The sequence below is a fragment of the Streptomyces griseochromogenes genome, assembly GCF_001542625.1.
Classification (GTDB): domain Bacteria; phylum Actinomycetota; class Actinomycetes; order Streptomycetales; family Streptomycetaceae; genus Streptomyces; species Streptomyces griseochromogenes.
On sequence record NZ_CP016279.1, the window covers coordinates 387,889 to 409,714 of the forward strand.

Consider the following 21,826-nt stretch of genomic DNA (forward strand, 5'->3'; position numbering starts at 1 on the left):
GCCCGTCTGGCAGCAGACGGGCCTTGCCGTATCCGAGGGGATTGCGGAGGATTCCGCTTGGAGACCGGGGCCCCCGTGCCGGCATCGGCAGGGGCGGACCGCTACCCGGAGTAACAACAGGAGACAGAGATGTCCCAACAGGCTCACCCCCTTTCCGAGGCCGCTGAGCCCGAGACCCCGCATCTCGACTTCGCGGGTACGACGCCGTACGAGGACTACGTCAAGGCGGACGTGCTCACCCACCTCCAGCACACCCTCTCCGAGGACCCCGGAGAGATGGTCTTCCTGGTGACGACCCAGGTCATGGAGCTGTGGTTCACGGTGATCGTGCACGAGTGGGAGACCGCCGCGAAGGCGCTGCGCGGCGACGACGTCCCGACCGCCATCGCCGCGCTCAAGCGCTCCGTACGGGAGCTGGAGGCCCTGAACGCCTCCTGGAAGCCGCTCGGCCAGCTGACCCCGGCGCAGTTCAACTCCTACCGCTCGGCCCTCGGCGAGGGCTCCGGCTTCCAGTCGGCGATGTACCGGCGTATGGAGTTCCTGCTCGGCGAGAAGTCCGCGTCCATGCTCGTCCCGCACCGCGGTGCCCCGCGCGCCCACGCGGAACTGGAGAAGGCCCTGCACGAGCCGAGCCTGTACGACGAGGTCCTGCGGCTCCTCGCGCGCCGCGGCCACCCGATCCCGGCCTCCGTCCTGCACCGGGACCTCGCGCAGCGCCACGAGTCCTCCGACGCCGTGGAGGCGGCCTGGACGGAGATCTACTCCGGCGACCAGAACACCGAGCTCGTCCGTCTCGGCGAGGCGTTGTCGGACGTCGCCGAGCTGGTGTGGCGATGGCGCAACGACCACCTGGTCGCCACTCGCCGCGCGATGGGTGCCAAGCAGGGCACGGGCGGCTCGGCCGGCGTGGCCTGGCTGGAGAAGCGCGCCCGCAAGAACGTCTTCCCCGAGCTGTGGACGGCGAGGTCCCATGTCTGAACTCGTGTTGCGCGCGGAGAAGCTCGACGCGGCGGACGAACTGGCCCCGCTGCGCTCCCGCTTCGTCCTGGACGACGTGGTGTACCTGGACGGAAACTCCCTTGGCGCCCTGCCGGCGAACGTGCCCGGCCGCGTCGAGGACGTCGTCCGCAGACAGTGGGGCGAGCTGCGCATCCGCTCCTGGGACGAGAGCGGCTGGTGGACGGCCCCCGAGCGGATCGGCGACCGGATCGCCCCGCTGGTGGGCGCCGCACCGGGCCAGATCGTCGTGGGCGACTCCACAAGCGTCAACGTCTTCAAGGCACTTGTGGCCGCGGTCCGCATGGCGGGGGAGGAGCGCGACGAGATCCTGGTCGACGCGACGACGTTCCCGACGGACGGCTACATCGCCGAGTCCGCCGCCCGCCTGACCGGCCGCAGGCTGCGGGCCCTCGACCCGGCCGAGGTGCCGTCGGCACTCGGCGACCGCACGGCGGCGGTCCTGCTGAACCACGTCGACTACCGCGGCGGCCGCCTGCACGATCTGCCCGCGCTCACCGCGGCGATCCACGCGGCCGGCGCGCTCGCCGTCTGGGACCTGTGCCACAGCGCGGGCGCGCTGCCGGTCGGCCTGGACGAGCACGGGGTCGATCTGGCGGTCGGCTGCACCTACAAGTACCTGAACGGCGGTCCCGGTTCGCCCGCGTACCTCTATGTCCGCCGTGACCTGCAAGGCCGCTTCGACTCCCCGCTGCCCGGCTGGAACTCCCACGCCGAGCCCTTCGGCATGAGTCCGTCGTACGCCCCGGCACCGGGCGCCCTGCGCGGCCGCGTCGGCACGCCCGACATCCTCTCCATGCTGGCGCTGGAAGCGGCCCTGGACGTCTGGGACGACGTCTCGGTCTCCTCGGTCCGCGCCAAGTCCCTGGCCCTGACGGACTTCTTCCTGGAGTGCGTCACGGCGTACACCGAGCCGGGCCGGGTCGTCTGCGTCACTCCGGAGCCGCACGGCGAGCGGGGCAGCCAGATCGCCCTGCGCTGCCCCGACGCGGGCGAGGTCATGAAGCGCCTGATAGCCCGGGGGGTCGTGGGCGACTTCCGCCACCCCGACATCCTCCGCTTCGGCTTCACCCCGCTGTACGTGAGTTTCGCCGACGCGGAACGAGCGGCCCGGGTGCTGGGGGAGGTGCTCGGGTAGCGGAACCCGGGGGAGTGAGGAGGGGCGGGGCGCGACGGTGCCCTGCCCTTCTCTTTCTCCCCGCGGAGCCCCCGGCCGCGTACGAACTCTCCGAAGAACCGTTTACCCTCACCCTCCGTGACATCCCCATGTCCTCGCATGTCACCGGCCTGATACCGTCCCGGCCAACGGCCGACGAAGAATTCCCGCCTGGTCCGCCAAATTCGTTCCGTAGCTGAGAGGTTGGAGCATGCCGGACGACGCCGCAGCAGCCCGCGCCGCCGCCGAAGAGGAGTCGGCCTTCTCGCATCCCCCGGTCGACCCCGATGTCACCGCCGCCTACGGCGACCACCCGGACCAGGTGATCGACTTCTACGCTCCCCGTACCGAGACCGCCCTCGCACCGCTGATCGTCGTCCTGCACGGCGGGGCCTGGCGCGCCCGGTACGACCGCCGCCACATCAGCCCTTTCGCGGACTACCTGGCCCGCAGGGGCTTCGCCGTGGCCAGCGTCGAGTACCGCAGGGGCGGCGCGCCCCTGATCCCGGCACAGCAGCCGGGACCCGAAACCTCGACACCACCGGCCGGCCGCTGGCCCGACACCTTCGACGACGTCGCCGCCGCCCTCGACGCCCTGCCCGCCCTGGCGCGCGAAGCGCTCCCGCAGGCCGATTCCCGCCGCACGGTTCTCACCGGCCACTCGGCGGGCGGCCACCTGGCCCTGTGGGCCGCGGCCCGCCATGTCCTGCCCGCCGACGCCCCCTGGCGCACCGACGGCCCGGCCCTGCTGCGCGGCGTCGTCGCGCTCGCCCCGATCGCGGACTTCGCCGTGGCGGAGAAACTGGACGTCTGCGGCAACGCCTCGCTGCAACTCCTCGGTGGAGAGGCGGAGTTCGCGGAGCGCCGGCCGTACGCCGACCCGGTGCTCCTGCTTCCGACGGGCATCGCGACCACCCTGGTCCAGGGCCGTACCGATCTGGTGGTGCCGCACCAGGTGGCAGAGTCGTACGCGGACGCGGCGGCGAAGGCGGGCGAGGTGGTGGGCCTGACGCTGCTGGAGGACGTGGGCCATTTCCCGCTGATCGACCCGGCGGCGGACGCGTGCGCGGTGGTGGCGGAGGAGATCGCCCAGCTCGCCTGGTGAGGCGCCCGGTTCTCACGTAGGGGCCGGTCCCGGTCATACCCGTAATACCTGAGAGCTACGAAGCGGAACAGCTCCCTGGCGGGACGCGAACGACACGCCCCGATTTCTAACTTCCTTGTCAGAAGAGCCCGATGGCCGGGCGATCTGAGAGGAAGCCGACCATGGGGCAGGCACGGCCCGACACCGCGGACCCGCACTCGCAGGCGGCGCCTTCGCCCCACGAGGGCCCGCCGGACCCGGCGACGGAAGCCGCACGAGGGGTGCGGACGGGAGAAGAGACCCGGCCGAAGGCCGGACGCACTCCCGCATGGCTGCGCGCCCTCCTCTCCGCTCTCCTCACCGCGGCCATAGTCGCCCCCCTCTCCGGCGCGGCCCGCCCCGACATCCCCGCCCCGCCCCCCGCCACCCTGGCCCCCCTCGCCCCCTCCACGCTGCACACCGCGTACGAGGCGAACCGGGCCGACGCCGCCGAAGCGGCCCGCATGGCCGCCGCGCACGGCGACACACACCGAGCCGCCGCCGACCGCGCCCTGGCCTCCCCCTCCCGCCACCTCCTCTCCTTCGACGGCCGGGGCGCCGGACAGGCCACGGAGATCCTCGGCGACCTGACCCGCGCCGACCACGTGGCCGTCCTCGTCCCCGGCTCCGACACCTCCATAGACACCTACGACCGCTTCCACCGGGCGGCGGCGGCCCTGTACGAGGACCTCACGCACCGCGCCCCCGGCGGCACGCGCGTCGCCGTGGTCGCCTGGCTCGGTTACCGCACCCCGGGCACGGTCAGCACCACGGTGACCACCACGACCCGGGCCGACGAGGCGGCCCCTCGCCTCCGCGCCCTCGTCCGGCAGCTGCACACCCTCGCCCCCGCCCGGGCCCGCGTCTCCCTGCTCTGCCACTCCTACGGCTCCGTCGTCTGCGGCCGGGCCGCCGCCGGTCTGCCCGTCGACGACATCGTCCTCGTCGGCAGCCCCGGCACGGGCGCGGACTCCGTCGCCGCCCTGCGCACGCCCGCCCGCGTCTGGGCGGCCCGCGGCAGCTCCGACTGGGTGGCGCACGTACCGCACGTCCGCGCCGACCTCCTCGGCGTCACCGTCGGCTTCGGCACCGACCCGGTCTCCCGCGCCTTCGGCGCCCGGGTCTTCGACGCCGCCGGCGCCGACCACAGCGGCTACTTCACCCCGGGCTCGGCCTCCCTCGCCAACCTGGCCCGGATCACCCTCGGCGAGACCTCGGAGGTGCCCCGTGCCTGAGCCCGCCCTGAGCGCTCCGCGCCGCGCGCTGGAGGCGATGCGTCGCGGTGCCCACCGCGTGGACGCCGCCACACCCGCCTCCCGGGACCGCGCGGTCGACGCCCTGCGCGCCTTCGCGATCCTCGGCGTCGTCCTCGGCCACTGGCTGGTCACGGCCCTGGTCGCCGAGGACGGAGCGCTGCACACGGCGAGCCCGCTGCAGCACATGCCGTGGCTGGCCCCCATCTCCTGGGCCTTCCAGACCCTCGCCGTGTTCTTCCTGGTCGGCGGCCATGTGGCGACCCGCAGCCATGCCGCCGCGCGGGCCCGTGGGGTGTCGTACGGCGCCTGGCTGCGCGCCCGCCTGGCCCGCCTCCTCGGGCCGGTCGTCGCCCTCCTCACCCTGTGGACGGTGGCCGCGACGGCCCTGCTGCTGACCGGCACTTCCTTCTTGACGCTCCACACGCTCGTCAAGCTGGCCCTGTCCCCGCTGTGGTTCCTCCTGGTCTTCGCCGCTCTGACGGCGGTCACCCCCCTGGCCGCCCGCCTCAACCCGCTCTGGCCCCTGGCCGTCGTCCTGCACGTGGACATCCTCCGCTTCGGCCTGCACACCGGCCCCTCCTGGCTGGGCTGGGTGAACCTGGCGGCGGGCTGGCTGGTCCCGTACACCCTCGGCGCCGCCTGGACCCGCGGCGAGCTGGAGACCCGCCGCGCGGCCTGGGTCCTGCTCCTCGGCGGTACGACGGCCACGGCCGTGCTCGTGCTGGCGGCGGGCTACCCCGCGTCGATGGTCGGCGTCCCGGGCGCCCCGGTCTCCAACCTCAACCCGCCGACCCTGGCGGCCGTGACCTTCGGACTGGCCCAGTGCGGTCTGGCCCTCCTCCTGCGCGAGCGGCTGCGGCGCGCGATGCGCCGCCCGCTCGTCTGGGCGGCCGTGGCGCTGGTCAACCTCTCCGCGATGACGATCTTCCTGTGGCACCAGACGGCGCTGATGGCCACGACGGCGACGGCCCTCTCGGCGGGCCGCCTTCCCGGACTGCACACGCTCCCCGACGGCCTGGGCTGGGTGGCGGCCCGGCTCCTGTGGCTCCCGGTGTTCGCCCTGGTCCTGGCCGTGTGCTGGACCGCGTTCCGGTCCCTGGAACAGAGGGCCCACCGTCGTTCCGCCGGCGCACACCGGGTGCGCCCGCGGGTGGTCCGGGTGCACCGGCCCAGGGACGCGGAGACTGCGCGGGCGGTCCGCCATGTCTAGGGTGAGGCGCGTGACGGAAACGGAGGGGCGCCGGGTGCTCGTGGCGCTCGGGGGCTGGGCCAGACGCTGGCTGCGCGTGCTGCGCGACGACTTGTGGACGACCAGGCCGGATCCGCTGCCCCCCTCCGTGTGGCTGCGCTGGCTGCCGCACGGCGTCGTGTGCCTGGCCGCGCTCGGGGTCACGCTCGGCGCAGTGGCACAGCTCAGGGAGAACGGGCATCTGGGCACCGGAGCGGCCTTCGTCATCGGTGTCGCGCCGGGCGGCGCGATGGTCCTCGCGCTGTGGCGGCCCATCCCGGCCTGGTGGCTGTCCATGGCGGCGACCGTGGTGGGAGCCGTCGCGGTCCACGGAAGACTGAGCATGGTGCGCCAGGTGACGTTCACCTGGCCCTGGACCGCGTCGGGCATCATCGCGCACCTGTTCGTCCTGCTGCTGCTCGCGCTGCGCGTGCGCACCCGGGTGACGCTCGAGGCGCTGGCCCTGACCGTGCTGGTCACCTACGTCCTGGAGGGCGTGTGGGGCGCGGAGCACTACCAGACCACCGGGGTCGTCACGGTGGTGCTGTCCGCGGTCGTCGTGCTGCTCGGCATCGCCCTGCGCGGCCGCCGGGTGGCGCGGGCCGAACTCGTCCAGCAGACCACCCTCACCGCGGAGGAGCGGGCCCGCCGCACCCTGCTGGAGGAGCGCAGCCGTATCGCGCGGGAGCTGCACGACGTGGTGGCGCACCACATGTCGGTCATCTCCATCCAGGCGCAGGTGGCCCCGCACCTCGTCGAGCAACCGCCCGACGAACTGATCGAGAACCTGGCGGGCATCCGCAAGAACGCGCTGGAGGCGCTCACCGAGCTGCGCCGGGTGCTCGGCGTGCTGCGTTCGGAGAACCCCGAGGACCCCTACGGCCTCGGGGATCCCGGCACCAGGTCGGCCCCGGACGCTCCCCAGCCCACGCTCGACCGGCTCGACGTGCTCATGGAGAACACCCGCGCGGCGGGGCTGGACGTGACCATCGAGGTCGTCGGCAAGGCGCGGCCCTACGATCCCGGTGTGGAGCTGTCGGCGTACCGGATCGTGCAGGAGGCGCTGAGCAACGCCCTGCGGCACGCGCCGGGGTCCCGGGTGCGCGTCGAGGTCGGACACTTCCCGAACGGCCTGCACCTGGAGGTGACCAACTCCCGCCCGCGGGAGCCCGTCCCGCCCTCTCCGGGCGCCGGGCACGGACTGCTCGGCATGCGTGAGCGCGCGGCGATGCTCGGCGGCCATGTCACCGCGAGCAGCACCCGGCACGGCGGCTTCCAGGTCATGGCCTTCCTGCCCCGGGACGGCACCCCGCCCGCGTCCCCGTCCGACCCGCCCCTGACAGGAGAAGTGACCCCATGACGAGCGGCACCATCCGCGTACTCATCGCCGACGACCAGGAGATGGTCCGGCAGGGCTTCACCGTGCTGCTCAACACCAAGCCCGACATCGAGGTCATCGGGCAGGCGGTGGACGGCAGGGACGCGATCGCCAAGGTCGCCGAACTGACCCCGGACGTGGTCCTGATGGACATCCGGATGCCCGATGTCGGCGGCATCGAGGCGACCGGCCGCATCACCCTCGACCACCCGGGCATCAGGGTCCTCGTCCTGACCACCTTCGACCTGGACGAGTACGTGTACGACGCGCTGCGCGCCGGGGCCGCCGGGTTTCTGCTCAAGGACGCCTCCGCGGACCAGCTCGCCGAGGCGGTCCGGATCGTGGCGGCCGGGGACGCGCTGCTCGCCCCGGGCATCACCCGCCGGCTGATCGCCGAGTTCTCCCGCCTGGACGGCACCCGCCGGGCCCCGCTCAAGCAGCGGGTGGGCGGTCTGACGGATCGGGAGACGGAGGTGCTGGCGCTGATCGCGCAGGGCCTGTCGAACGCGGAGATCGCCGAGCGGCTGGTCGTGGCCGAGCAGACGGTGAAGACGCATGTGGGCCGGATCCTGGTGAAGCTGGGCCTCAGGGACCGCACCCAGGCGGCGGTCTTCGCCTACGAGTCGGGCCTGGTCCGCCCCGGCGGCCGCTGACCCCGGCCCCGCGCCCGCGCGTAGTACCTGAGACGGACCCCCGAGGACCCCCCTCCATGGGGACGACCGCGCCCCCTCCGCCGCCTACCGTGTCGCATGTGACCGAGACGACACACACGCAGACGACACCGCCGGGCGGAGCCGCGAGGCCGCGCAGCCCCGAGTTCCAGCTCGCCGCGGACGCCCTGCGCGGGCTGCGGCAGGACTTGTTCCAGGACGCCTTCGCCTACCGCCCGCTGCCGCGCAGGGAGGCCCACGGCCGGCTCGCCCGCCGGTCCGGCCGTGTGAAGGAGTACGCGCCCTGGGCCCCGCACGCGATGGTGGCCGCCTTCGGCACGGTGGCGATGCTCCTCGCCCTGTCGAGCGAAGCCGGACTGCCGTCCGCGCTGTGCGGGCTGCTGGCGCTCGGGCCGGTGCTGCTGACCCTGGCCCGTCCGGTGGGCGCGTTCTGGTTCTCGCTCGCCGCGTCCACGGCCGCCGTCGTCGTCGGCGCCAGCACCTGGAGCGACCGGCCGTGGCTGCCGAGCAGCTTCCTGTCCCACCTGGTGGTGCTCACGGTCGTCGCGATACGCACGCGCCCGCGTACGGCGGCCTGGATGTGGGTGCTGACCGCGGCCTACGGTTTCCTCACCGAGACCATCGCCCCATGGAGCCAGTACGACACCAACGTGGGCCCGATGCTGGTGGTCTCCGCGCTGTCCCTGCTGGTCGTCACCGTCCGGCACACCCGCCGGGAGGCCCAGCAGGAGGTGACCGCCCAGCTGACCGTGACGGAGCACGAGCGCTCGCGGCGCACGCTGCTGGAGGAGCGCACGACCATCGCCCGTGAGCTGCACGACGTCGTCGCCCACCACATGTCGGTGGTCGCGATCCAGGCGGAGGCCGCGCCCTACCGGGTGGAGAACCCGCCGCCGGAGCTGGAGAAGGCGTTCGCCACCATCCGGGAGAACGCGGTGGCGGCCCTGACCGAACTGCGCCGCGTCCTGGGCGTGGTCCGAGCCGAGGACTACGAGGCCCCCGACGCCCCGCAGCCGAACCTCGCCGACCTGGACGGGCTGCTCGCCAATGTGCGGGAGGCCGGACTGGAGGTGGAGAAGGTGGTGACCGGAGCGGTGCGCGAACTGCCGCAGGGCGTCGAGCTGTCGGCGTACCGGATCGTGCAGGAGGCGCTGAGCAACTCGCTGCGGCACGCCCCGGGCGCGGGCGCCCGGGTGGAGATCGGGTACGTTCTCGGTGGACTGGGCCTGCGCATAGTCAACGGTCCGCCGCCCGCTTCCGCCCTGCTCAAGCCCTCGCCGGGCGCGGGGCACGGCATCACGGGGATGCGGGAGCGCGTCTCGATGCTGAACGGTGAGATGACGGCGGGCCCGGTGCCCGACGGAGGCTACGAGGTGACGGTGTTCCTGCCGGTGCCGGCGGACACCCCGATCGAGGGTGAGGCATGACGATCCGCGTACTGATCGCGGACGACCAGATGATGGTCCGCGAGGGCTTCTCCGTCCTGCTGAACGCGATGCCGGACATCGAGGTCGTCGGTGAGGCCGTCAACGGCCGCGAGGCGGTCGAGCGGGTGCGGGAACTCGCCCCGGACGTGGTGCTGATGGACATCCGCATGCCGGAGCTGAACGGCATCGAGGCGACCCGGGAGATCGTCGCCGCGGACGGGGCGGCGAAGGTGCTGGTGCTGACCACGTTCGACCTGGACGAGTACGTCTACCAGGCGCTGCGCGCGGGAGCCTCCGGCTTCCTCCTGAAGGATGCCTCGGCGCGCCAGCTGGCGGAAGGGGTGCGGGTGGTGGCGTCCGGGGAGGCGCTGCTCGCCCCCTCCGTGACCAAGCGGCTGATCACGGAGTTCTCGCGCCTCGCCGAGGCGCCGCGCATGATGCCGTCGGCACGGGCGGCGTACGGGGAGCTGACGGAGCGGGAGACTGAGGTGCTGGTCCTGATCGCGCAGGGCCTGTCGAACGCGGAGATCGCCGAGCGCCTGGTGGTGGCGGAGTCGACGATCAAGACTCATGTGAGCAGGATCCTGGTGAAGCTGGGCCTCAGGGACCGCACCCAGGCGGCCGTGTTCGCGTACGAGGCCCGGCTGGTCACACCGGGCTGACGGCGCGTGATGTCCACACGGGGGTCTGAGTGAGGGAGTACGCATGGAGGTCGAGATCCGCCCGCACGTCGGCGTGGGTCCTTTCCGGCTCGGCATGTCGGTCGAGGAGGCGCGCGGCGCGTTTCATGGGCCCGGGCCCTTCCGGACCGTCGCGAGCGATGCGCACCCGGGGCAGATCGTCCTCACACACGACGAGTCCCGGCTGAACATCGTGCTCGGATTCACCTCGGGCGCACTGAGCGGTGTGGAACTGTTCAGGTTCCAGAACGAGGACGCCGACGTGCGGATACTGTTCGACGGGCTGGATGTCTTCCGCACCCCGAGCGAGGACCTCTTCGGGCAACTCGCGCGGCGGGGCCACGTCATCGAGGAGGACGACCTCGGTTTCGACGCCCTGCCGGAGCTGAAGGTGATCCTCGCGAGCCAGAGCGGCCACGAGCACCCGGTGGACGAGGAGGGCGATCCCCTCTACTACGACTACGTTCTGGTCGCGGACTGGATCTGAACGGCGAAGGGCGGCCATGGAACTGGTACTCGACCCACCGCGCGGAGTCGCACCGCTGCGCCTCGGGATGACGCTCGACGAGGCGGTCGCGGCGGTGTCCGGCTGGGGCGAGCCCAGGGTGCTCGTGCGGGGCCGGAACTCGGCGACGGTCTCCTCGTCCCCGGACGGGGTGGGCGTGCAGGCTCTTCTGGAGGGCGGTCCCACCGTCACGGCCGTCGAACTGTGGTGGCCGGGGGAGGGCCGGGAGTCGAGCACACGCGTCCTGCTCGACGGGGACGACGTGTTCGCGACACCCGCCGTCGACCTGTTCCGCCGCGCCGCCGAGCGGGGCTGGACGGTCGACACGTCCCGGCCCGAGTACCCGGTGATCCCCGGGGTGTCCCTGGGCTTCACCCGGCAGACCTCCCAGGAGATCCCCCGCGACGCCGAGGGCCTGCCGCGGTACGTCACATCCGTCCTCGTCGGCGGCAAGGACTACTACGACTTCCGGTACGAGAACCGCGGCTGAGCACGTCAGCGGCGGACACCCCTGGTCAGACGCCGGTCCGGCGCGCTAGCGTCCCCGCATGGCAGGCCCCACCGACCTCGCGTTCGACCCCTGGGACCCCGCGTTCCTCGCCGACCCGTACCCGGCCTACGCCGAGCTGCGGGCACGCGGCCGGGTGATCTGGTACGAGCCGACCCGCCAGTGGCTGGTCCCGCACCACGCGGACGTCTCGGCGCTGCTGCGCGACCGCCGTCTGGGCCGCACCTACCAGCACCGCTTCTCGCACGAGGAGTTCGGCCGGAGCGCGCCCCCGCCGGAGCACGAGCCGTTCCACACCCTCAACGACCACGGCATGCTCGACCTGGAGCCGCCGGACCACACCCGGATCCGGCGCCTGGTGTCGAAGGCGTTCACCCCGCGCACGGTCGAGCGGCTGGGGCCGTACGTGGCGGACCTCGCCGGCCGGCTGGTGGACCGGCTGGTCGCGGCGGGCGGCGGGGATCTGCTCACGGATGTCGCCGAGCCGCTTCCCGTGGCCGTGATCGCCGAGATGCTGGGCATCCCGGAGCCGGACCGGGCCCCGCTGCGCCCCTGGTCGGCGGAGATCTGCGGGATGTACGAGCTGAACCCGTCGCAGGAGACGGCGCGCAGGGCGGTGCGCGCCTCGGTCGAGTTCTCGGACTACCTGAGGGAACTGATCGCCGAGCGCCGCAAGGAGCCGGGCGACGACCTGATCTCCGGGCTCATCGCCGCCCATGACGAGGGCGACCGGCTGACCGAGCAGGAGATGATCTCCACGGCCGTACTGCTGCTGAACGCCGGGCACGAGGCCACCGTCAACGCCACGGTCAACGGCTGGTACGCCCTGTTCCGCAACCCCGGCCAGCTCGCCGCCCTGCGCGGCGACCACTCCCTGATCCCCTCGGCCGTCGAGGAGCTGATGCGCTACGACACCCCGCTCCAGCTCTTCGAACGCTGGGTCCTGGACGACATCGAGATCGACGGCACGGTGATCCCGAGAGGCGCGGAGATCGCCATGCTCTTCGGCTCCGCCAACCACGACCCGGAGGTCTTCCACCACCCCGGGGAGCTCGACCTCGCCCGCGAGGAGAACCCGCACATCTCCTTCAGCGCGGGCATCCACTACTGCATCGGCGCCCCGCTGGCCCGTATCGAGCTGGCCGCCTCGATGACGGCCCTGCTGGAACGGGCACCGACCCTGCGGCCGGCCGAGGAACCGGAGCGGAAGCCGAACTTCGTGATCCGGGGGCTGGAAGGACTCCGGGTGGAGGTGCGCTGAAGTGCGGTGAGCCCTTGGGCGGGCGCGTCATCCGGCCAGTCGCAGGACCCAGCGCCGTGACGGGTCGGAGTCGCAGGTGAACTGGACCATCTCCAGGTTGTTGTCGGACAGGGTGCCGCCCGCGATCGTCGCGCACTTGCCGGTCTTCACGTTGACGAGCTGGTAGGAGGAGCCGTTCCAGTCGGCCACCCGATAGCGCCGTGACGGGTCGGAGTCGCAGGTGAACTGGACCATCTCCAGGTTGTTGTCGGGCAGGGTGCCGCCCGCGATCGTCATGCACTTGCCGGTCTTCGCGTTGCTGATCTGGTACGAGTCACCGTCGAAGTCGATGAGATTCCAGCGGCGTGAGGCGTCCGTGTCGCAGTCGAACTGGACCATCTTGAGGTTGTTGTCGGGCAGGGTTCCTCCGGCGATCGTGGCGCACTTGCCGGTCTGCACGTTACGGATCTGGAAGGAGGCTCCGGAGATCCGCGGCGCGTCAGCGGCGGCGGAGGTGGCGAGTTCCGCACGGGCGGGAGCCGGCAGAAGCAGGATGCCCCCGGCCACGAAGACCGTCGGCACCGTCAACAGACGGCGTGCGCGGGCGTTTTTGCGCATGGGGGTGCTCCTCTCCGAGGAAGAGGGAGGTGACAGCCCCGCCGACTGGTCGTCAGGTCCGCTCTCCGGCGCCGTGGGACGGACGGTCCGCCGGGGGATCACTGATCGGGACGCGGCTGTTCTCCCACTATCGGCGCCCCTGACCCCGCCCGCAACCTCAGCCTCACGACCCGATGTCCCGCCTGTGCAGCCCCGTCAGTCCCGCGGCCACCAACGCCGCCGCCAGCCCGGTGAGGACCAGCACCGGCCCCCATTCCATCCCCCCGCCCGGCAGCTTCGGCACATGCCCGAACGGGGAGAGGTCCAGGACGATCCGGGGTGCGTCCAGGGCCGGGCCGACCCAGCCGATCAGCAGCACGGCCACGGCCACGCCCCAGCTCGCGGGTGCCGACCGCGGTGCGACCCCGTACAGCAGCACCGCCACCCCGCCGATCACCCACACCGCCGGGAGCTGCACCAGGCAGGCGCCCAGGACCGGCCCCACCTGCTTGCCGTAGCCCACCGCGAAGCCCAGGCCCGCCAGGAGCATGATCAGGGCCGAGCCGCCGAAGGCGATCGTCAGATGGCCCGCGGCCCAGCGCAGGCGCCCCACCGCGCAGGCCAGCACCGGTTCGGCGCGGCCCGAGGTCTCCTCGCCGTGCGGGCGCAGCACCGAGGCCACGATGCAGAGGGCCGCGATCAGGCCGAGCATGCCGGTCATGGAGGCGAGGAACGCGTCCGTGAGGCCGCTCTGCCCGCCCATGCGCTCGAAGATCTGCCGGGCCTGGTCGTTGTCGCGGACCAGGTCGGCCGCGCCGTCCGTGAGGCCGCCGTAGACGACTCCGGCGAGGAAGAAGCCGATCGACCAGCCGAGGACGCCGCCGCGTTGCAGGCGCCAGGCCAGCGCGGCCGCCGTGCCGAGGCGGCCCACGGACGGTCCGGTCGGGGTCCCCCCGCTCAAGCGGAGCCGGGAGTGGGGGAGGGCGGGCAGGAAGCGCATGCCGAGGTCCCGGCGCCCGGCGAGTCCGTAGGCCACCGCGCCCTGCGCGACCACCGACGCCGCGAAGAGCGACAGCACCCACCACCGCTCGTCGGCGAAGGAGCGCAGGTTCTCCAGCCAGCCCAGCGGCGAGAGCCAGGTCAGTACCGAAGTGCCCCCGTCCGCCGCCGAGTCGCCCGCCGCGCGGAGGACGAACGCGGCCCCGAGCACCGCGGCCGTCAGGCCGCGGGCGAGCCGCCCGCTCTCCGTCAGCTGGGCGACGATCGCCGCCGTCGTGGCGAAGACCATGCCGACGCCCGCGAGACCGAGACCGAGGGCCAGGGCACCCGAGGGTCCTTGCCCGGCCAGACCGGCCGTGACCAGCAGCGCCAGTACGGCGTTGGCGACGGCCGCCGCCAGCAGCGCCGCCGTGAGGGAGGCCCGGCGGCCCACCATCCCCGACGCCACCAGCTCCTGCCGGCCGCTCTCCTCCTCGTCCCGGGTGTGCCGTACGACGACGAGCAGGCTCGCCGCGGCCGCCAGCGCGGCGGCGTACACCCCCACGCGCCAGGCGGTGAGCGCGCCGGTCGAGGTGTCGAAGACCGGTCCGATCAGGGCCCGGAACGAGGCGTTGGTCTCCAACTGGTGGACCAGGCCGGTGCGTTCGGCCGGGGTGCCGTACAGGTTCTTCAGCGTGTACGGCATGGAGAGGACCATGAGCGCGTTCACCGCGACGAAGACCGGGATCATCACCCGGTCGCGGCGCAGGGCGAAGCGCAACAGGGCTCCGGTGCCCGCGAGCCGGCGGGAGCCGCCGGACGGCGCCGGTGCCGCGAGAGCCGTCATCGGGAGACCTCGTCCTGGTAGTGGCGCAGGAACAGCTCTTCCAGGGTCGGCGGGGTCGACGTCAGCGAGCGCACACCGGACCGGCTCAACTGCCGCAGTACGGCGTCCAGCCGGTCCGTGTCGACCTGAAGCCGCACCCGGCGGCCCCGCACGTCGAGGTCGTGGACGCCGGGCAGGCGCGCGAGCCCGTCCGGCGGGCCCGCGAGTTCGGCGCTCACGCTGGTGCGGGTGAGGTGGCGCAGGTCGGCGAGCGAGCCGGTCTCCACGGTGCGGCCCCGGCGGATGATGCTGACGCGGTCGCAGAGCTCCTCGACCTCGCTCAGGATGTGCGAGGAGAGCAGGATCGTGCGGCCCCGGTCGCGCTCCTCCTCGACGCAGCGCCGGAAGACCTCCTCCATCAGCGGGTCCAGGCCCGAGGTCGGCTCGTCCAGGATCAGCAGGTCGACGTCCGAGGCGAAGGCGGCGACCAGGGCGACCTTCTGCCGGTTCCCCTTGGAATAGGTGCGGCCCTTTTTGGTCGGGTCCAGCTCGAAGCGGTCGATCAGCTCGGCGCGACGCCGGGTGTCGAGGCCTCCGCGCAGGCGGCCGTAGAGGTCGATGACCTCGCCGCCGGAGAGGTTGCGCCACAGGGTCACGTCGCCGGGGACATAGGCGATGCGGCGGTGTGCCTCCACGGCGTCCGCCCACGGGTCGAGGCCGAGCACCTGCGTGGCGCCCGCGTCGGCGCGCAGCAGGCCGAGCAGTACGCGGATCGTGGTCGATTTGCCGGCGCCGTTGGGGCCGAGGAAACCGTGCACCTCACCGGCTTCGACGTCCAGGTCGAGGCCGTCCAGCGCGTGGGTGCGGCCGAAGGACTTGTGGAGTCCGGAGACCGTGATCGCCTTGGTCATGGTTCCGAACGTACGCTTCTTTCAGAAATTTGTGAAGTTAAGGAAGCTCATGAATGCCGGATAGGGTGAGAGGCATGACGGAGTCGAGTACGGAGAGGGACCCGGAGTCGGTCTCGCGGTTCGTGGAGCACTTCGCGGCACAACTCGTCGAGGCGGGGATGCCGCGTATGCCCTCCCGGGTCTTCGCCGCGCTGCTCGCCTCCGACACCGGCACCCTGACCTCGGCGGAGCTGGGCGAACAGCTGCGGATCAGCCCCGCCGCCGTCTCCGGTGCCGTGCGCTACCTCTCCCAGGTGCACATGGTGTCCCGCGAGCGGGATCCCGGCTCGCGCCGGGAGCGCTACCGCGTGCACAGCGACCAGTGGTACGAGGCGCTCACCAACCGCGAGGCGATCATCAAGCGCTGGGAGGACGCCCTGCGCGACGGCGTGGCCAGCCTGGGCGCCGACACACCGGCCGGGCGCAGGCTGGCCGAAACCCTGGACTTCTTCGAGTTCATCGAGCGGGACGTGGCCGAACTGATGAAGCGCTGGCGCGCTTACCGGGAGCAGAAGTACAACCGCCCTGAAGGGGTGCGGGGCAGCGTCTGACGCGCGGCTGCCGCCGCGTGGGCGCGACCGGCCACGACGGCGCGGCAGCCACCCGGCGGCCCATGGCGGCACCCCCGGTGGAGCGTCACCGCTCCTTCGTCTCCTCCAGCACGGTCCGGCCCAGCAGCGCGTACCGCTCGGGCGAGCGCCGCTTGAGGTACTGCGCGTACCCGATACCCGTCCCCGCGACCAGCGCCACCAGCCACGGCGTCGCCTTCAGCACCAGCGAACCGGACTCGGGCCCGGCCGCCGCGCCCATGTTGGACACCAGCAGGACGACCACGGCGAGCATCGCGACGCCGCCGATGAGCGGCGCGGTGAAGGTCCGGAACCAGTGGCGGCTCTCGGGGCGGTGGGAGCGGAAGTACACCAGCACCGCGAAGGAGCACACCGCCTGGACGACCAGGATCGCCATGGTGCCGAGGATGGCGAGCAGGACGTAGGTGCCGGTGTACGGGTCCTTGCCCGCGGCCCAGAAGGCGCCGATCAGCACCGCGCTGACGACCGTCTGCACCAGGCCCGCGATGTGCGGGGAGCCGTGCCGGGCGTGGGTGCGGCCGACGGTGTTCTTCAGCGAGGGCAGGACGCCTTCCCGGCCCAGGGCGTACAGATAGCGGGCGGCGCAGTTGTGGAAGGCCATGCCGCAGGCCAGCGAGCCGGTGATCATCAGCCACTGCATGACGTCGACGGCCCAGTGGCCGACGTAGCGCTCGGTGGGGTCGAAGAACATCGCGAGCGGGTTCGCGGACGAGGCCGCCTTCACGGCCTCGGCCTCGCCGTTGCCGGTGATGGCCATCCAGGAGACGAAGACGTAGAAGACGCCGACGCCCAGCACGCTGATCATCGTCGCCTTGGGGATGATCTTCTTCGGGTCGCGCGACTCCTCGCCGTACATCGCCGTCGACTCGAAGCCGACCCACGACCAGAAGGCGAAGAAGAGCCCGAGCCCGGCGGATGTGCCCTTGAAGGCGTTGACCGGGTTGACCGGCGCGAAGGTGAAGCCGTGCGGTCCGCCGCCGTGGAAGGCGACCGAGACGGCCATCGCGGCCAGCACCGTCACCTCCGTCGCCAGCAGTGCCACCAGCAGCTTCTCGGCGACGCTCACCCCGAACCAGGTGCCGGTGGCGTTGATCGCCAGCATCAGGATCGCGAAGGCCCACCACGGGACGTGCAGCCCCGTCTGGTCCACGAGGGTGTTCGTGGCGAAGGTGGAGAAGATCCCGATCAGCGCCGGCTCGAAGACGACGTACGCGAAGGTCGCGAGCAGCCCCGAGGCGAGTCCCGCGGTGCGCCCGAGTCCGTAGGAGATGAAGCCGTAGAAGGCGCCCGTGGAGGTGATGTGCTTCGCCATCGACGTGAAACCCACGGAAAAGATTGCCAGGACGACCATTGCGACGAGATAGCTCGCGGGGGCCCCGATGCCATTGCCGGAGGACACCATGAAGGGCACGTTGCCGGTCATCGCGGTGATCGGCGCGGCGGTGGCAACGGCCATGAACACCACGCCGAGCAGCCCTACGGCGTTGGGTTTCAGTCGATGGACCGTTTCGTTCCCGTCCGTCTTCGCCGCCGGGGCGACGCCCTCGTCCACTGCCATCGGGTGGCCCCTTCCTGACCGTCACGCGCGGACGCACCGCGCCTTGATGGAGCAGGATGGTGGAGGACGAACCGGTCTCTCAAGGGGTCGGCACGGTTAAATATTTGTCACCAGACCTTTAGGGGGTCCGTGAGGTCAGGTGCCGGCGGGCAGCGTCAGCGTCCACGCGGCCTCGCGCACGGTCCAGGTCCGGCGCCGTACGGGCCCGGAGACCGCCGCGTCCGCCCGGTACCGGAAGTCCCCGCCGGCCACGGTCACCGAGCGCCCCGACGCCGTGAGCGGCGTCGCCTCCGCGCCCACCGACAGCGGTCGCACCTCGACCCGCGCGACCCCGCCGGAGCCCGGTGTCACCGTGACCGCCTCCACGGGCTGGTCCAGGTCCACCAGCGTCTCGCCGTCGATGTCCACCCGGAGCCGGGCGGGCCCCGGCGCCGGTACGGCCGTCAGACGGGCGGGGCGGGGCGCCAGGGTGCGGACCAGGGAGCGGTACGTCGTGCGCAGCCAGGGGCGGCCCGGAGCGACACTCACCGGTTCGGCGGCGACGGCCGCCCGCACCGGCGCCGGCGGGATGCCCAGTGCGCCCAGCACCAGCCCGTCGCCGTCGTCGACGAGGAGGTCCAGGGGGCGCTCCGCCCCGTCCAGCACGGCCCGCGCTGCGGCCACCGCCCCGCAGGGCACGCCGAGGGACTCCGCCAGGGCCGTGCCGCCGACCGGCACCACCGACAGGGCACATCCGGCCAGCTCCCGCTGCCGGTGCAGCAGGGTCACCGCGCGGACCAGAGCCCGGTCGTCGCCGACCACGACCGGGCGCCGGGACCCTCGCCGGCCGAGCGCCCGGGCGAATTCCTCGGGCCCGTCCGGCAGACACACTTTGGTGGTGGCACCCGCGCTGAGCACGTCTTTCGCGATCCGTACGGACTCACCGTCCGTCTGCCGGGCCGCCGGATCGATGATCACCAGCAGCTGTTCGGACGTCGCGAAGGTCGCCACCTCGGTCCTGCCTCGCTTCCTCGGGTAGCATCTTTGTGCAAGAGCCCCTTGCGCTATTGCGCCAGGGGCTTCGTCTATTCCGGGGCATCCGGTCCGACGGTTTGCGGCCAACGGCGGTCGCGGTGGCACGCGGCGGTGAACCTTACGCCCACGCCCCTGACCTTGGACATGCCCCGCCCGGAAGGGGTGTACGCGCGTGCCCGCACTTGTGCTGCTCGGTGCTCAGTGGGGTGACGAAGGCAAGGGGAAGGCCACCGACTTGCTCGGTGGCTCGGTGGACTATGTGGTGCGATACCAGGGCGGCAACAACGCCGGCCACACGGTGGTCGTCGGCGACCAGAAGTATGCACTCCACCTCCTCCCTTCCGGAATCCTCTCGCCCGGTTGTACGCCGGTCATCGGTAACGGTGTCGTCGTCGACCCGTCGGTCCTGCTCTCCGAGCTGAGCGGTCTGAACGAGCGCGGCGTCGACACGTCCAAGCTCCTGATCAGCGGTAACGCGCACATCATCACGCCGTACAACGTGACCGTCGACAAGGTGACGGAACGCTTCCTCGGCAAGCGCAAGATCGGTACGACCGGCCGCGGCATCGGCCCGACCTACGCGGACAAGATCAACCGTGTCGGCATCCGGGTCCAGGACCTCTACGACGAGTCGATCCTGCTGCAGAAGGTCGAGGCGGCCCTCGACGTCAAGAACCAGCTGCTCACCAAGCTCTACAACCGGCGCGCGATCGCCGCCGACCAGGTGGTCGAGGAGCTGCTGGGCTACGCCGAGCAGATCAAGCCGTACGTCACCGACACCGTGCTGGTCCTGAACCAGGCGCTGGAGGACGACAAGGTCGTCCTGTTCGAGGGCGGCCAGGGCACCCTCCTGGACATCGACCACGGCACGTACCCCTTCGTCACCTCCTCGAACCCGACCGCGGGCGGCGCTTGCACCGGCGCCGGCGTGGGCCCGACGAAGATCAGCCGGGTCATCGGCATCCTCAAGGCGTACACGACCCGCGTCGGCGCCGGCCCCTTCCCGACCGAGCTGTTCGACGAGGACGGCGAGGCGCTGCGCCGCATCGGCGGCGAGCGGGGCGTGACGACCGGGCGCGACCGCCGCTGCGGCTGGTTCGACGCGGTCATCGCCCGCTACGCGACCCGCGTGAACGGCCTGACCGACTTCTTCCTCACCAAGCTGGACGTCCTCACCGGCTGGGAGCAGATCCCGGTCTGTGTGGCGTACGAGATCGACGGCAAGCGCGTCGAGGAGCTGCCCTACTCGCAGACGGACTTCCACCACGCGAAGCCGGTCTACGAGACCCTGCCGGGCTGGTCCGAGGACATCACCAAGGCGAAGTCCTTCTCCGACCTGCCGAAGAACGCCCAGAACTACGTCAAGGCGCTGGAGGAGATGTCCGGCGCCCCGATCTCCGCGATCGGCGTGGGCCCGGGCCGGGACGAGACGATCGAGATCAACTCGTTCCTGTAGGACACGGGCGCGGGCCCGCCTCGCGCCACCTGCTCCGACCGCCCGCCGGTCCGCCCTCCGGGGCGTGACCGGCGGGCGGTCTCGCGTTGCGGGAGGCGCACAATCGGAGTATGAGCGTCCACCCCGCGCTGTGCCGGGGGCCGTACGGCGGCGAGGGTGACCGGGCCGACGGCACGCACTGCTCCGACCCCGCCGTCTTCGAGATCGCCCGGTACGCGCGGCCTCCGCTCAGGGTCTGCCCGGTCCATCTGGGGCCGGCGCTGCTGATGGCGAGCGGGGTGCTGTGGCCGCCGGAGATCACGCTCATCGGGCGGCTCTGAGGCGGCTCATCGGCCCCACCGCGGCCTGTCGCCCGTGGCGCCCGGCAGCCGCGTCACCCGTACGGCGGCCCCGGCGTGCGGTCGGCCGCCGCGGCCGGAAGCCTAGGATCCGTCACTGGACGGTGGGAAATGTCTGCCTTGATGGGTTCTGGGCTGATCCACTCCATGACCGAAGGAGCCGGGATGGCGCACCGCGTCGGCAGGACCCGTTGGCGACGCTTCGCGGTGGTCCTGGTGTCCGGTGTCGTGGCCTGCGGGACGCTCGGCATCGCCATGGGAGAGGGGGCGCTGGCGGCGTCGTTCCTCATCTCCGGCAAGAGGTTCCAGGTCACCGCGGACACCCTGACCGCGCGCGGACTCAGCATCTACAGCATGCTGGACGTGACCAAGCACGGCGAGCGCGTGCCGGTGCTGGTCACCGGATCCCGGCACTCGACGATCAGCGGGCTGTGCCAGTCCGTACTGGTCGAGGTCCCGGTGCTGGGCCCGCAGACGCTGAAGATCACCGGCGGGAACGAACGCCCGGTCGAGGCGACGAACCTGTTTCTCGACACGACCTTCCAGTCGGCGGGGCAGGCGGATTTCAGAGGCCTCGACATGGGCATCGCGCAGGGGGAGATCACCAAGGGGCCGATCAATCCGGGCGACCGGAACTCGCCCTACTTCGACCCCGGCGGCTTCGGGCAGCAGGCCACGTCGGTCAGCCTGACCGACGTGCGGCTGACCGCGGTCGCGCTCTCCGCCGGCACGTTCGACATCCCCGGCCTGCGCGTGCGGATCGAGCAGGGCCGCCACGAATGCGCCTGACCCCCGGGTGGGCCACGCCCGCCGAACGCGCCCGCGTCCGCCGCGCGGTGGCGCACGCACGCCGCAGGTTCCGCACCTGGCGCGGGGAACGCCCCTTCTGGGCGGGGCTCTTCACCTCGGCGGCGGGGCTGCCCATCCTGTACTGGCCCTACGTGGACCTGGACATGGGCGGGATCCCGCTGGCCCTGTCGACCACGTCCGGTGCCGGATCCCTGGTCATCGGCGTGCTGCTCATCACCCTGGGGCTCACTCTCTGGTACCACGCCCACCTCCGGGTGTTCGCCGGGATCGCCACCCTCCTGCTCGCCCTCGTCTCCTTCCCCGTCGCCAACCTCGGGGGCCTTTTCCTCGGTGTGTCCACCGGCCTGATCGGCGGTTCCCTGGCCTGCGCCTGGGTTCCGCCCGCCACCGAGGAACCGTCGGCGGCGGAGGCGGACGGCGGACCGAGCTGACCCATCCTTGACCTGGACATGGCCTGTTCCTGGTTCCGGCCACTGGCGGGCACGAGCACGATCTACGCGGGTAGCCCCCGCACGTACGC

At 72.1% G+C, this 21,826-nt stretch carries 22 protein-coding genes; 17 read left to right on the forward strand and 5 right to left on the reverse strand.

Translation table 11 applies throughout. The features are described 5' to 3' along the window. Nucleotides 1-129: 129 nt before the first annotated feature. The 12 genes from AVL59_RS01880 (at nt 130) to AVL59_RS01935 (ending at nt 12,210) form a co-directional block, all read left to right on the forward strand. A complete protein-coding gene (locus AVL59_RS01880) occupies nt 130-978 on the forward strand; it encodes a tryptophan 2,3-dioxygenase family protein (RefSeq protein ID WP_067299470.1) in 849 nt (282 codons plus the stop codon). After that, entirely contained in the window at nt 971-2,155 is a 1,185-nt protein-coding gene (gene kynU, locus AVL59_RS01885) for a kynureninase (RefSeq protein ID WP_067299471.1), read from the forward strand. The genes AVL59_RS01880 and kynU overlap by 8 nt, the downstream gene beginning before the upstream one ends. Nucleotides 2,156-2,384: 229 nt before the next feature. Further along, nucleotides 2,385-3,278, forward strand: a complete 894-nt coding sequence (locus tag AVL59_RS01890; protein WP_067299472.1) for an alpha/beta hydrolase — start codon at nt 2,385-2,387, stop codon at nt 3,276-3,278. Nucleotides 3,279-3,439: 161 nt separating this feature from the next. Continuing rightward, nucleotides 3,440-4,531, forward strand: coding sequence for an alpha/beta hydrolase (locus tag AVL59_RS01895; protein ID WP_079146486.1), 1,092 nt, complete (start codon nt 3,440-3,442; stop codon nt 4,529-4,531). 37 nt (nt 4,532-4,568) lie between these two features. Continuing rightward, complete coding sequence (locus AVL59_RS01900) at nt 4,569-5,762, forward strand: acyltransferase family protein (RefSeq protein WP_067299473.1); 1,194 nt, start codon at nt 4,569-4,571, stop codon at nt 5,760-5,762. Then, entirely contained in the window at nt 5,755-7,140 is a 1,386-nt protein-coding gene (locus AVL59_RS01905; RefSeq protein ID WP_067299474.1) for a sensor histidine kinase, read from the forward strand. Before AVL59_RS01900 ends, AVL59_RS01905 begins: the two co-directional genes overlap by 8 nt. Next, nucleotides 7,137-7,811, forward strand: coding sequence for a response regulator (locus AVL59_RS01910; RefSeq protein ID WP_067299475.1), 675 nt, complete (start codon nt 7,137-7,139; stop codon nt 7,809-7,811). The genes AVL59_RS01905 and AVL59_RS01910 overlap by 4 nt, the downstream gene beginning before the upstream one ends. Before the next feature lie 56 nt (nt 7,812-7,867). Next, nucleotides 7,868-9,256 carry a sensor histidine kinase gene (locus AVL59_RS01915; RefSeq protein WP_208870289.1) on the forward strand — a complete coding sequence of 463 codons (1,389 nt, stop codon included), beginning with the start codon at nt 7,868-7,870 and terminating at the stop codon, nt 9,254-9,256. Beyond that, a complete protein-coding gene (locus AVL59_RS01920; protein WP_067299477.1) occupies nt 9,253-9,918 on the forward strand; it encodes a response regulator in 666 nt (221 codons plus the stop codon). The genes AVL59_RS01915 and AVL59_RS01920 overlap by 4 nt, the downstream gene beginning before the upstream one ends. Nucleotides 9,919-9,961: 43 nt before the next feature. Beyond that, entirely contained in the window at nt 9,962-10,423 is a 462-nt protein-coding gene (locus AVL59_RS01925) for a hypothetical protein (RefSeq protein ID WP_067299478.1), read from the forward strand. A 16-nt stretch (nt 10,424-10,439) separates the two neighbouring features. After that, entirely contained in the window at nt 10,440-10,931 is a 492-nt protein-coding gene (locus AVL59_RS01930; RefSeq protein WP_067299479.1) for a hypothetical protein, read from the forward strand. A 58-nt stretch (nt 10,932-10,989) separates the two neighbouring features. Continuing rightward, nucleotides 10,990-12,210, forward strand: a complete 1,221-nt coding sequence (locus tag AVL59_RS01935) for a cytochrome P450 (protein WP_067299480.1) — start codon at nt 10,990-10,992, stop codon at nt 12,208-12,210. 27 nt (nt 12,211-12,237) lie between these two features. Here the strand turns inward: AVL59_RS01935 and AVL59_RS01940 are convergent, their stop codons facing one another. The 3 genes from AVL59_RS01940 to AVL59_RS01950 all read right to left on the reverse strand — a co-directional run bounded on the left by AVL59_RS01940 (nt 12,238) and on the right by AVL59_RS01950 (nt 15,501). After that, nucleotides 12,238-12,807: an RICIN domain-containing protein gene (locus AVL59_RS01940; protein ID WP_067299481.1), complete on the reverse strand. Its 570-nt coding sequence runs from the start codon at nt 12,805-12,807 to the stop codon at nt 12,238-12,240. Between the two features lie 163 nt (nt 12,808-12,970). Beyond that, the gene (locus AVL59_RS01945; protein WP_067299482.1) at nt 12,971-14,611 is read right to left on the reverse strand and encodes an ABC transporter permease; all 1,641 of its coding nucleotides are present in this window, start codon (nt 14,609-14,611) and stop codon (nt 12,971-12,973) included. After that, the gene (locus tag AVL59_RS01950) at nt 14,608-15,501 is read right to left on the reverse strand and encodes an ABC transporter ATP-binding protein (protein ID WP_067299483.1); all 894 of its coding nucleotides are present in this window, start codon (nt 15,499-15,501) and stop codon (nt 14,608-14,610) included. Before AVL59_RS01950 ends, AVL59_RS01945 begins: the two co-directional genes overlap by 4 nt. A gap of 74 nt (nt 15,502-15,575) precedes the next feature. Between AVL59_RS01950 and AVL59_RS01955 the strand changes: the two genes are divergently transcribed. After that, on the forward strand, nt 15,576-16,091 hold the full coding sequence (locus AVL59_RS01955; RefSeq protein WP_067299484.1) for a GbsR/MarR family transcriptional regulator: 516 nt from the start codon (nt 15,576-15,578) through the stop codon (nt 16,089-16,091). Nucleotides 16,092-16,176: 85 nt separating this feature from the next. Here the strand turns inward: AVL59_RS01955 and AVL59_RS01960 are convergent, their stop codons facing one another. Further along, nucleotides 16,177-17,688 (reverse strand): APC family permease, encoded by a 1,512-nt coding sequence (locus AVL59_RS01960; RefSeq protein ID WP_067299485.1) that lies wholly within the window; start codon nt 17,686-17,688, stop codon nt 16,177-16,179. 135 nt (nt 17,689-17,823) lie between these two features. After that, nucleotides 17,824-18,678: a diacylglycerol kinase family protein gene (locus tag AVL59_RS01965; protein WP_067299486.1), complete on the reverse strand. Its 855-nt coding sequence runs from the start codon at nt 18,676-18,678 to the stop codon at nt 17,824-17,826. Nucleotides 18,679-18,874: 196 nt separating this feature from the next. Here AVL59_RS01965 and AVL59_RS01970 point away from each other — a divergent pair, with 196 nt between their 5' ends. The 4 genes from AVL59_RS01970 (at nt 18,875) to AVL59_RS01985 (ending at nt 21,737) form a co-directional block, all read left to right on the forward strand. After that, complete coding sequence (locus AVL59_RS01970; protein WP_067299487.1) at nt 18,875-20,158, forward strand: adenylosuccinate synthase; 1,284 nt, start codon at nt 18,875-18,877, stop codon at nt 20,156-20,158. A gap of 110 nt (nt 20,159-20,268) precedes the next feature. Then, nucleotides 20,269-20,478: a hypothetical protein gene (locus tag AVL59_RS01975; RefSeq protein ID WP_067299488.1), complete on the forward strand. Its 210-nt coding sequence runs from the start codon at nt 20,269-20,271 to the stop codon at nt 20,476-20,478. A 183-nt stretch (nt 20,479-20,661) separates the two neighbouring features. Beyond that, on the forward strand, nt 20,662-21,285 hold the full coding sequence (locus AVL59_RS01980) for a DUF6230 family protein (protein WP_067299489.1): 624 nt from the start codon (nt 20,662-20,664) through the stop codon (nt 21,283-21,285). Next, nucleotides 21,276-21,737 carry a DUF6114 domain-containing protein gene (locus tag AVL59_RS01985; protein ID WP_067299490.1) on the forward strand — a complete coding sequence of 154 codons (462 nt, stop codon included), beginning with the start codon at nt 21,276-21,278 and terminating at the stop codon, nt 21,735-21,737. Before AVL59_RS01980 ends, AVL59_RS01985 begins: the two co-directional genes overlap by 10 nt. Nucleotides 21,738-21,826 lie beyond the last annotated feature (89 nt).

What these genes read in the sequence shown, in the direction of transcription:
- AVL59_RS01880 (WP_067299470.1), top strand. Translation starts at nt 130, where the DNA reads ATGTCCCAACAGGCTCACCCCCTTTCCGAGGCCGCTGAGCCCGAGACC.
- kynU (WP_067299471.1), top strand. Translation starts at nt 971, where the DNA reads ATGTCTGAACTCGTGTTGCGCGCGGAGAAGCTCGACGCGGCGGACGAA.
- AVL59_RS01890 (WP_067299472.1), top strand. Translation starts at nt 2,385, where the DNA reads ATGCCGGACGACGCCGCAGCAGCCCGCGCCGCCGCCGAAGAGGAGTCG.
- AVL59_RS01895 (WP_079146486.1), top strand. Translation starts at nt 3,440, where the DNA reads ATGGGGCAGGCACGGCCCGACACCGCGGACCCGCACTCGCAGGCGGCG.
- AVL59_RS01900 (WP_067299473.1), top strand. Translation starts at nt 4,569, where the DNA reads ATGCGTCGCGGTGCCCACCGCGTGGACGCCGCCACACCCGCCTCCCGG.
- AVL59_RS01905 (WP_067299474.1), top strand. Translation starts at nt 5,755, where the DNA reads ATGTCTAGGGTGAGGCGCGTGACGGAAACGGAGGGGCGCCGGGTGCTC.
- AVL59_RS01910 (WP_067299475.1), top strand. Translation starts at nt 7,137, where the DNA reads ATGACGAGCGGCACCATCCGCGTACTCATCGCCGACGACCAGGAGATG.
- AVL59_RS01915 (WP_208870289.1), top strand. Translation starts at nt 7,868, where the DNA reads ATGGGGACGACCGCGCCCCCTCCGCCGCCTACCGTGTCGCATGTGACC.
- AVL59_RS01920 (WP_067299477.1), top strand. Translation starts at nt 9,253, where the DNA reads ATGACGATCCGCGTACTGATCGCGGACGACCAGATGATGGTCCGCGAG.
- AVL59_RS01925 (WP_067299478.1), top strand. Translation starts at nt 9,962, where the DNA reads ATGGAGGTCGAGATCCGCCCGCACGTCGGCGTGGGTCCTTTCCGGCTC.
- AVL59_RS01930 (WP_067299479.1), top strand. Translation starts at nt 10,440, where the DNA reads ATGGAACTGGTACTCGACCCACCGCGCGGAGTCGCACCGCTGCGCCTC.
- AVL59_RS01935 (WP_067299480.1), top strand. Translation starts at nt 10,990, where the DNA reads ATGGCAGGCCCCACCGACCTCGCGTTCGACCCCTGGGACCCCGCGTTC.
- AVL59_RS01940 (WP_067299481.1), bottom strand. Translation starts at nt 12,807, where the DNA reads ATGCGCAAAAACGCCCGCGCACGCCGTCTGTTGACGGTGCCGACGGTC.
- AVL59_RS01945 (WP_067299482.1), bottom strand. Translation starts at nt 14,611, where the DNA reads ATGACGGCTCTCGCGGCACCGGCGCCGTCCGGCGGCTCCCGCCGGCTC.
- AVL59_RS01950 (WP_067299483.1), bottom strand. Translation starts at nt 15,501, where the DNA reads ATGACCAAGGCGATCACGGTCTCCGGACTCCACAAGTCCTTCGGCCGC.
- AVL59_RS01955 (WP_067299484.1), top strand. Translation starts at nt 15,576, where the DNA reads ATGACGGAGTCGAGTACGGAGAGGGACCCGGAGTCGGTCTCGCGGTTC.
- AVL59_RS01960 (WP_067299485.1), bottom strand. Translation starts at nt 17,688, where the DNA reads ATGGCAGTGGACGAGGGCGTCGCCCCGGCGGCGAAGACGGACGGGAAC.
- AVL59_RS01975 (WP_067299488.1), top strand. Translation starts at nt 20,269, where the DNA reads ATGAGCGTCCACCCCGCGCTGTGCCGGGGGCCGTACGGCGGCGAGGGT.
- AVL59_RS01980 (WP_067299489.1), top strand. Translation starts at nt 20,662, where the DNA reads ATGGCGCACCGCGTCGGCAGGACCCGTTGGCGACGCTTCGCGGTGGTC.
- AVL59_RS01985 (WP_067299490.1), top strand. Translation starts at nt 21,276, where the DNA reads ATGCGCCTGACCCCCGGGTGGGCCACGCCCGCCGAACGCGCCCGCGTC.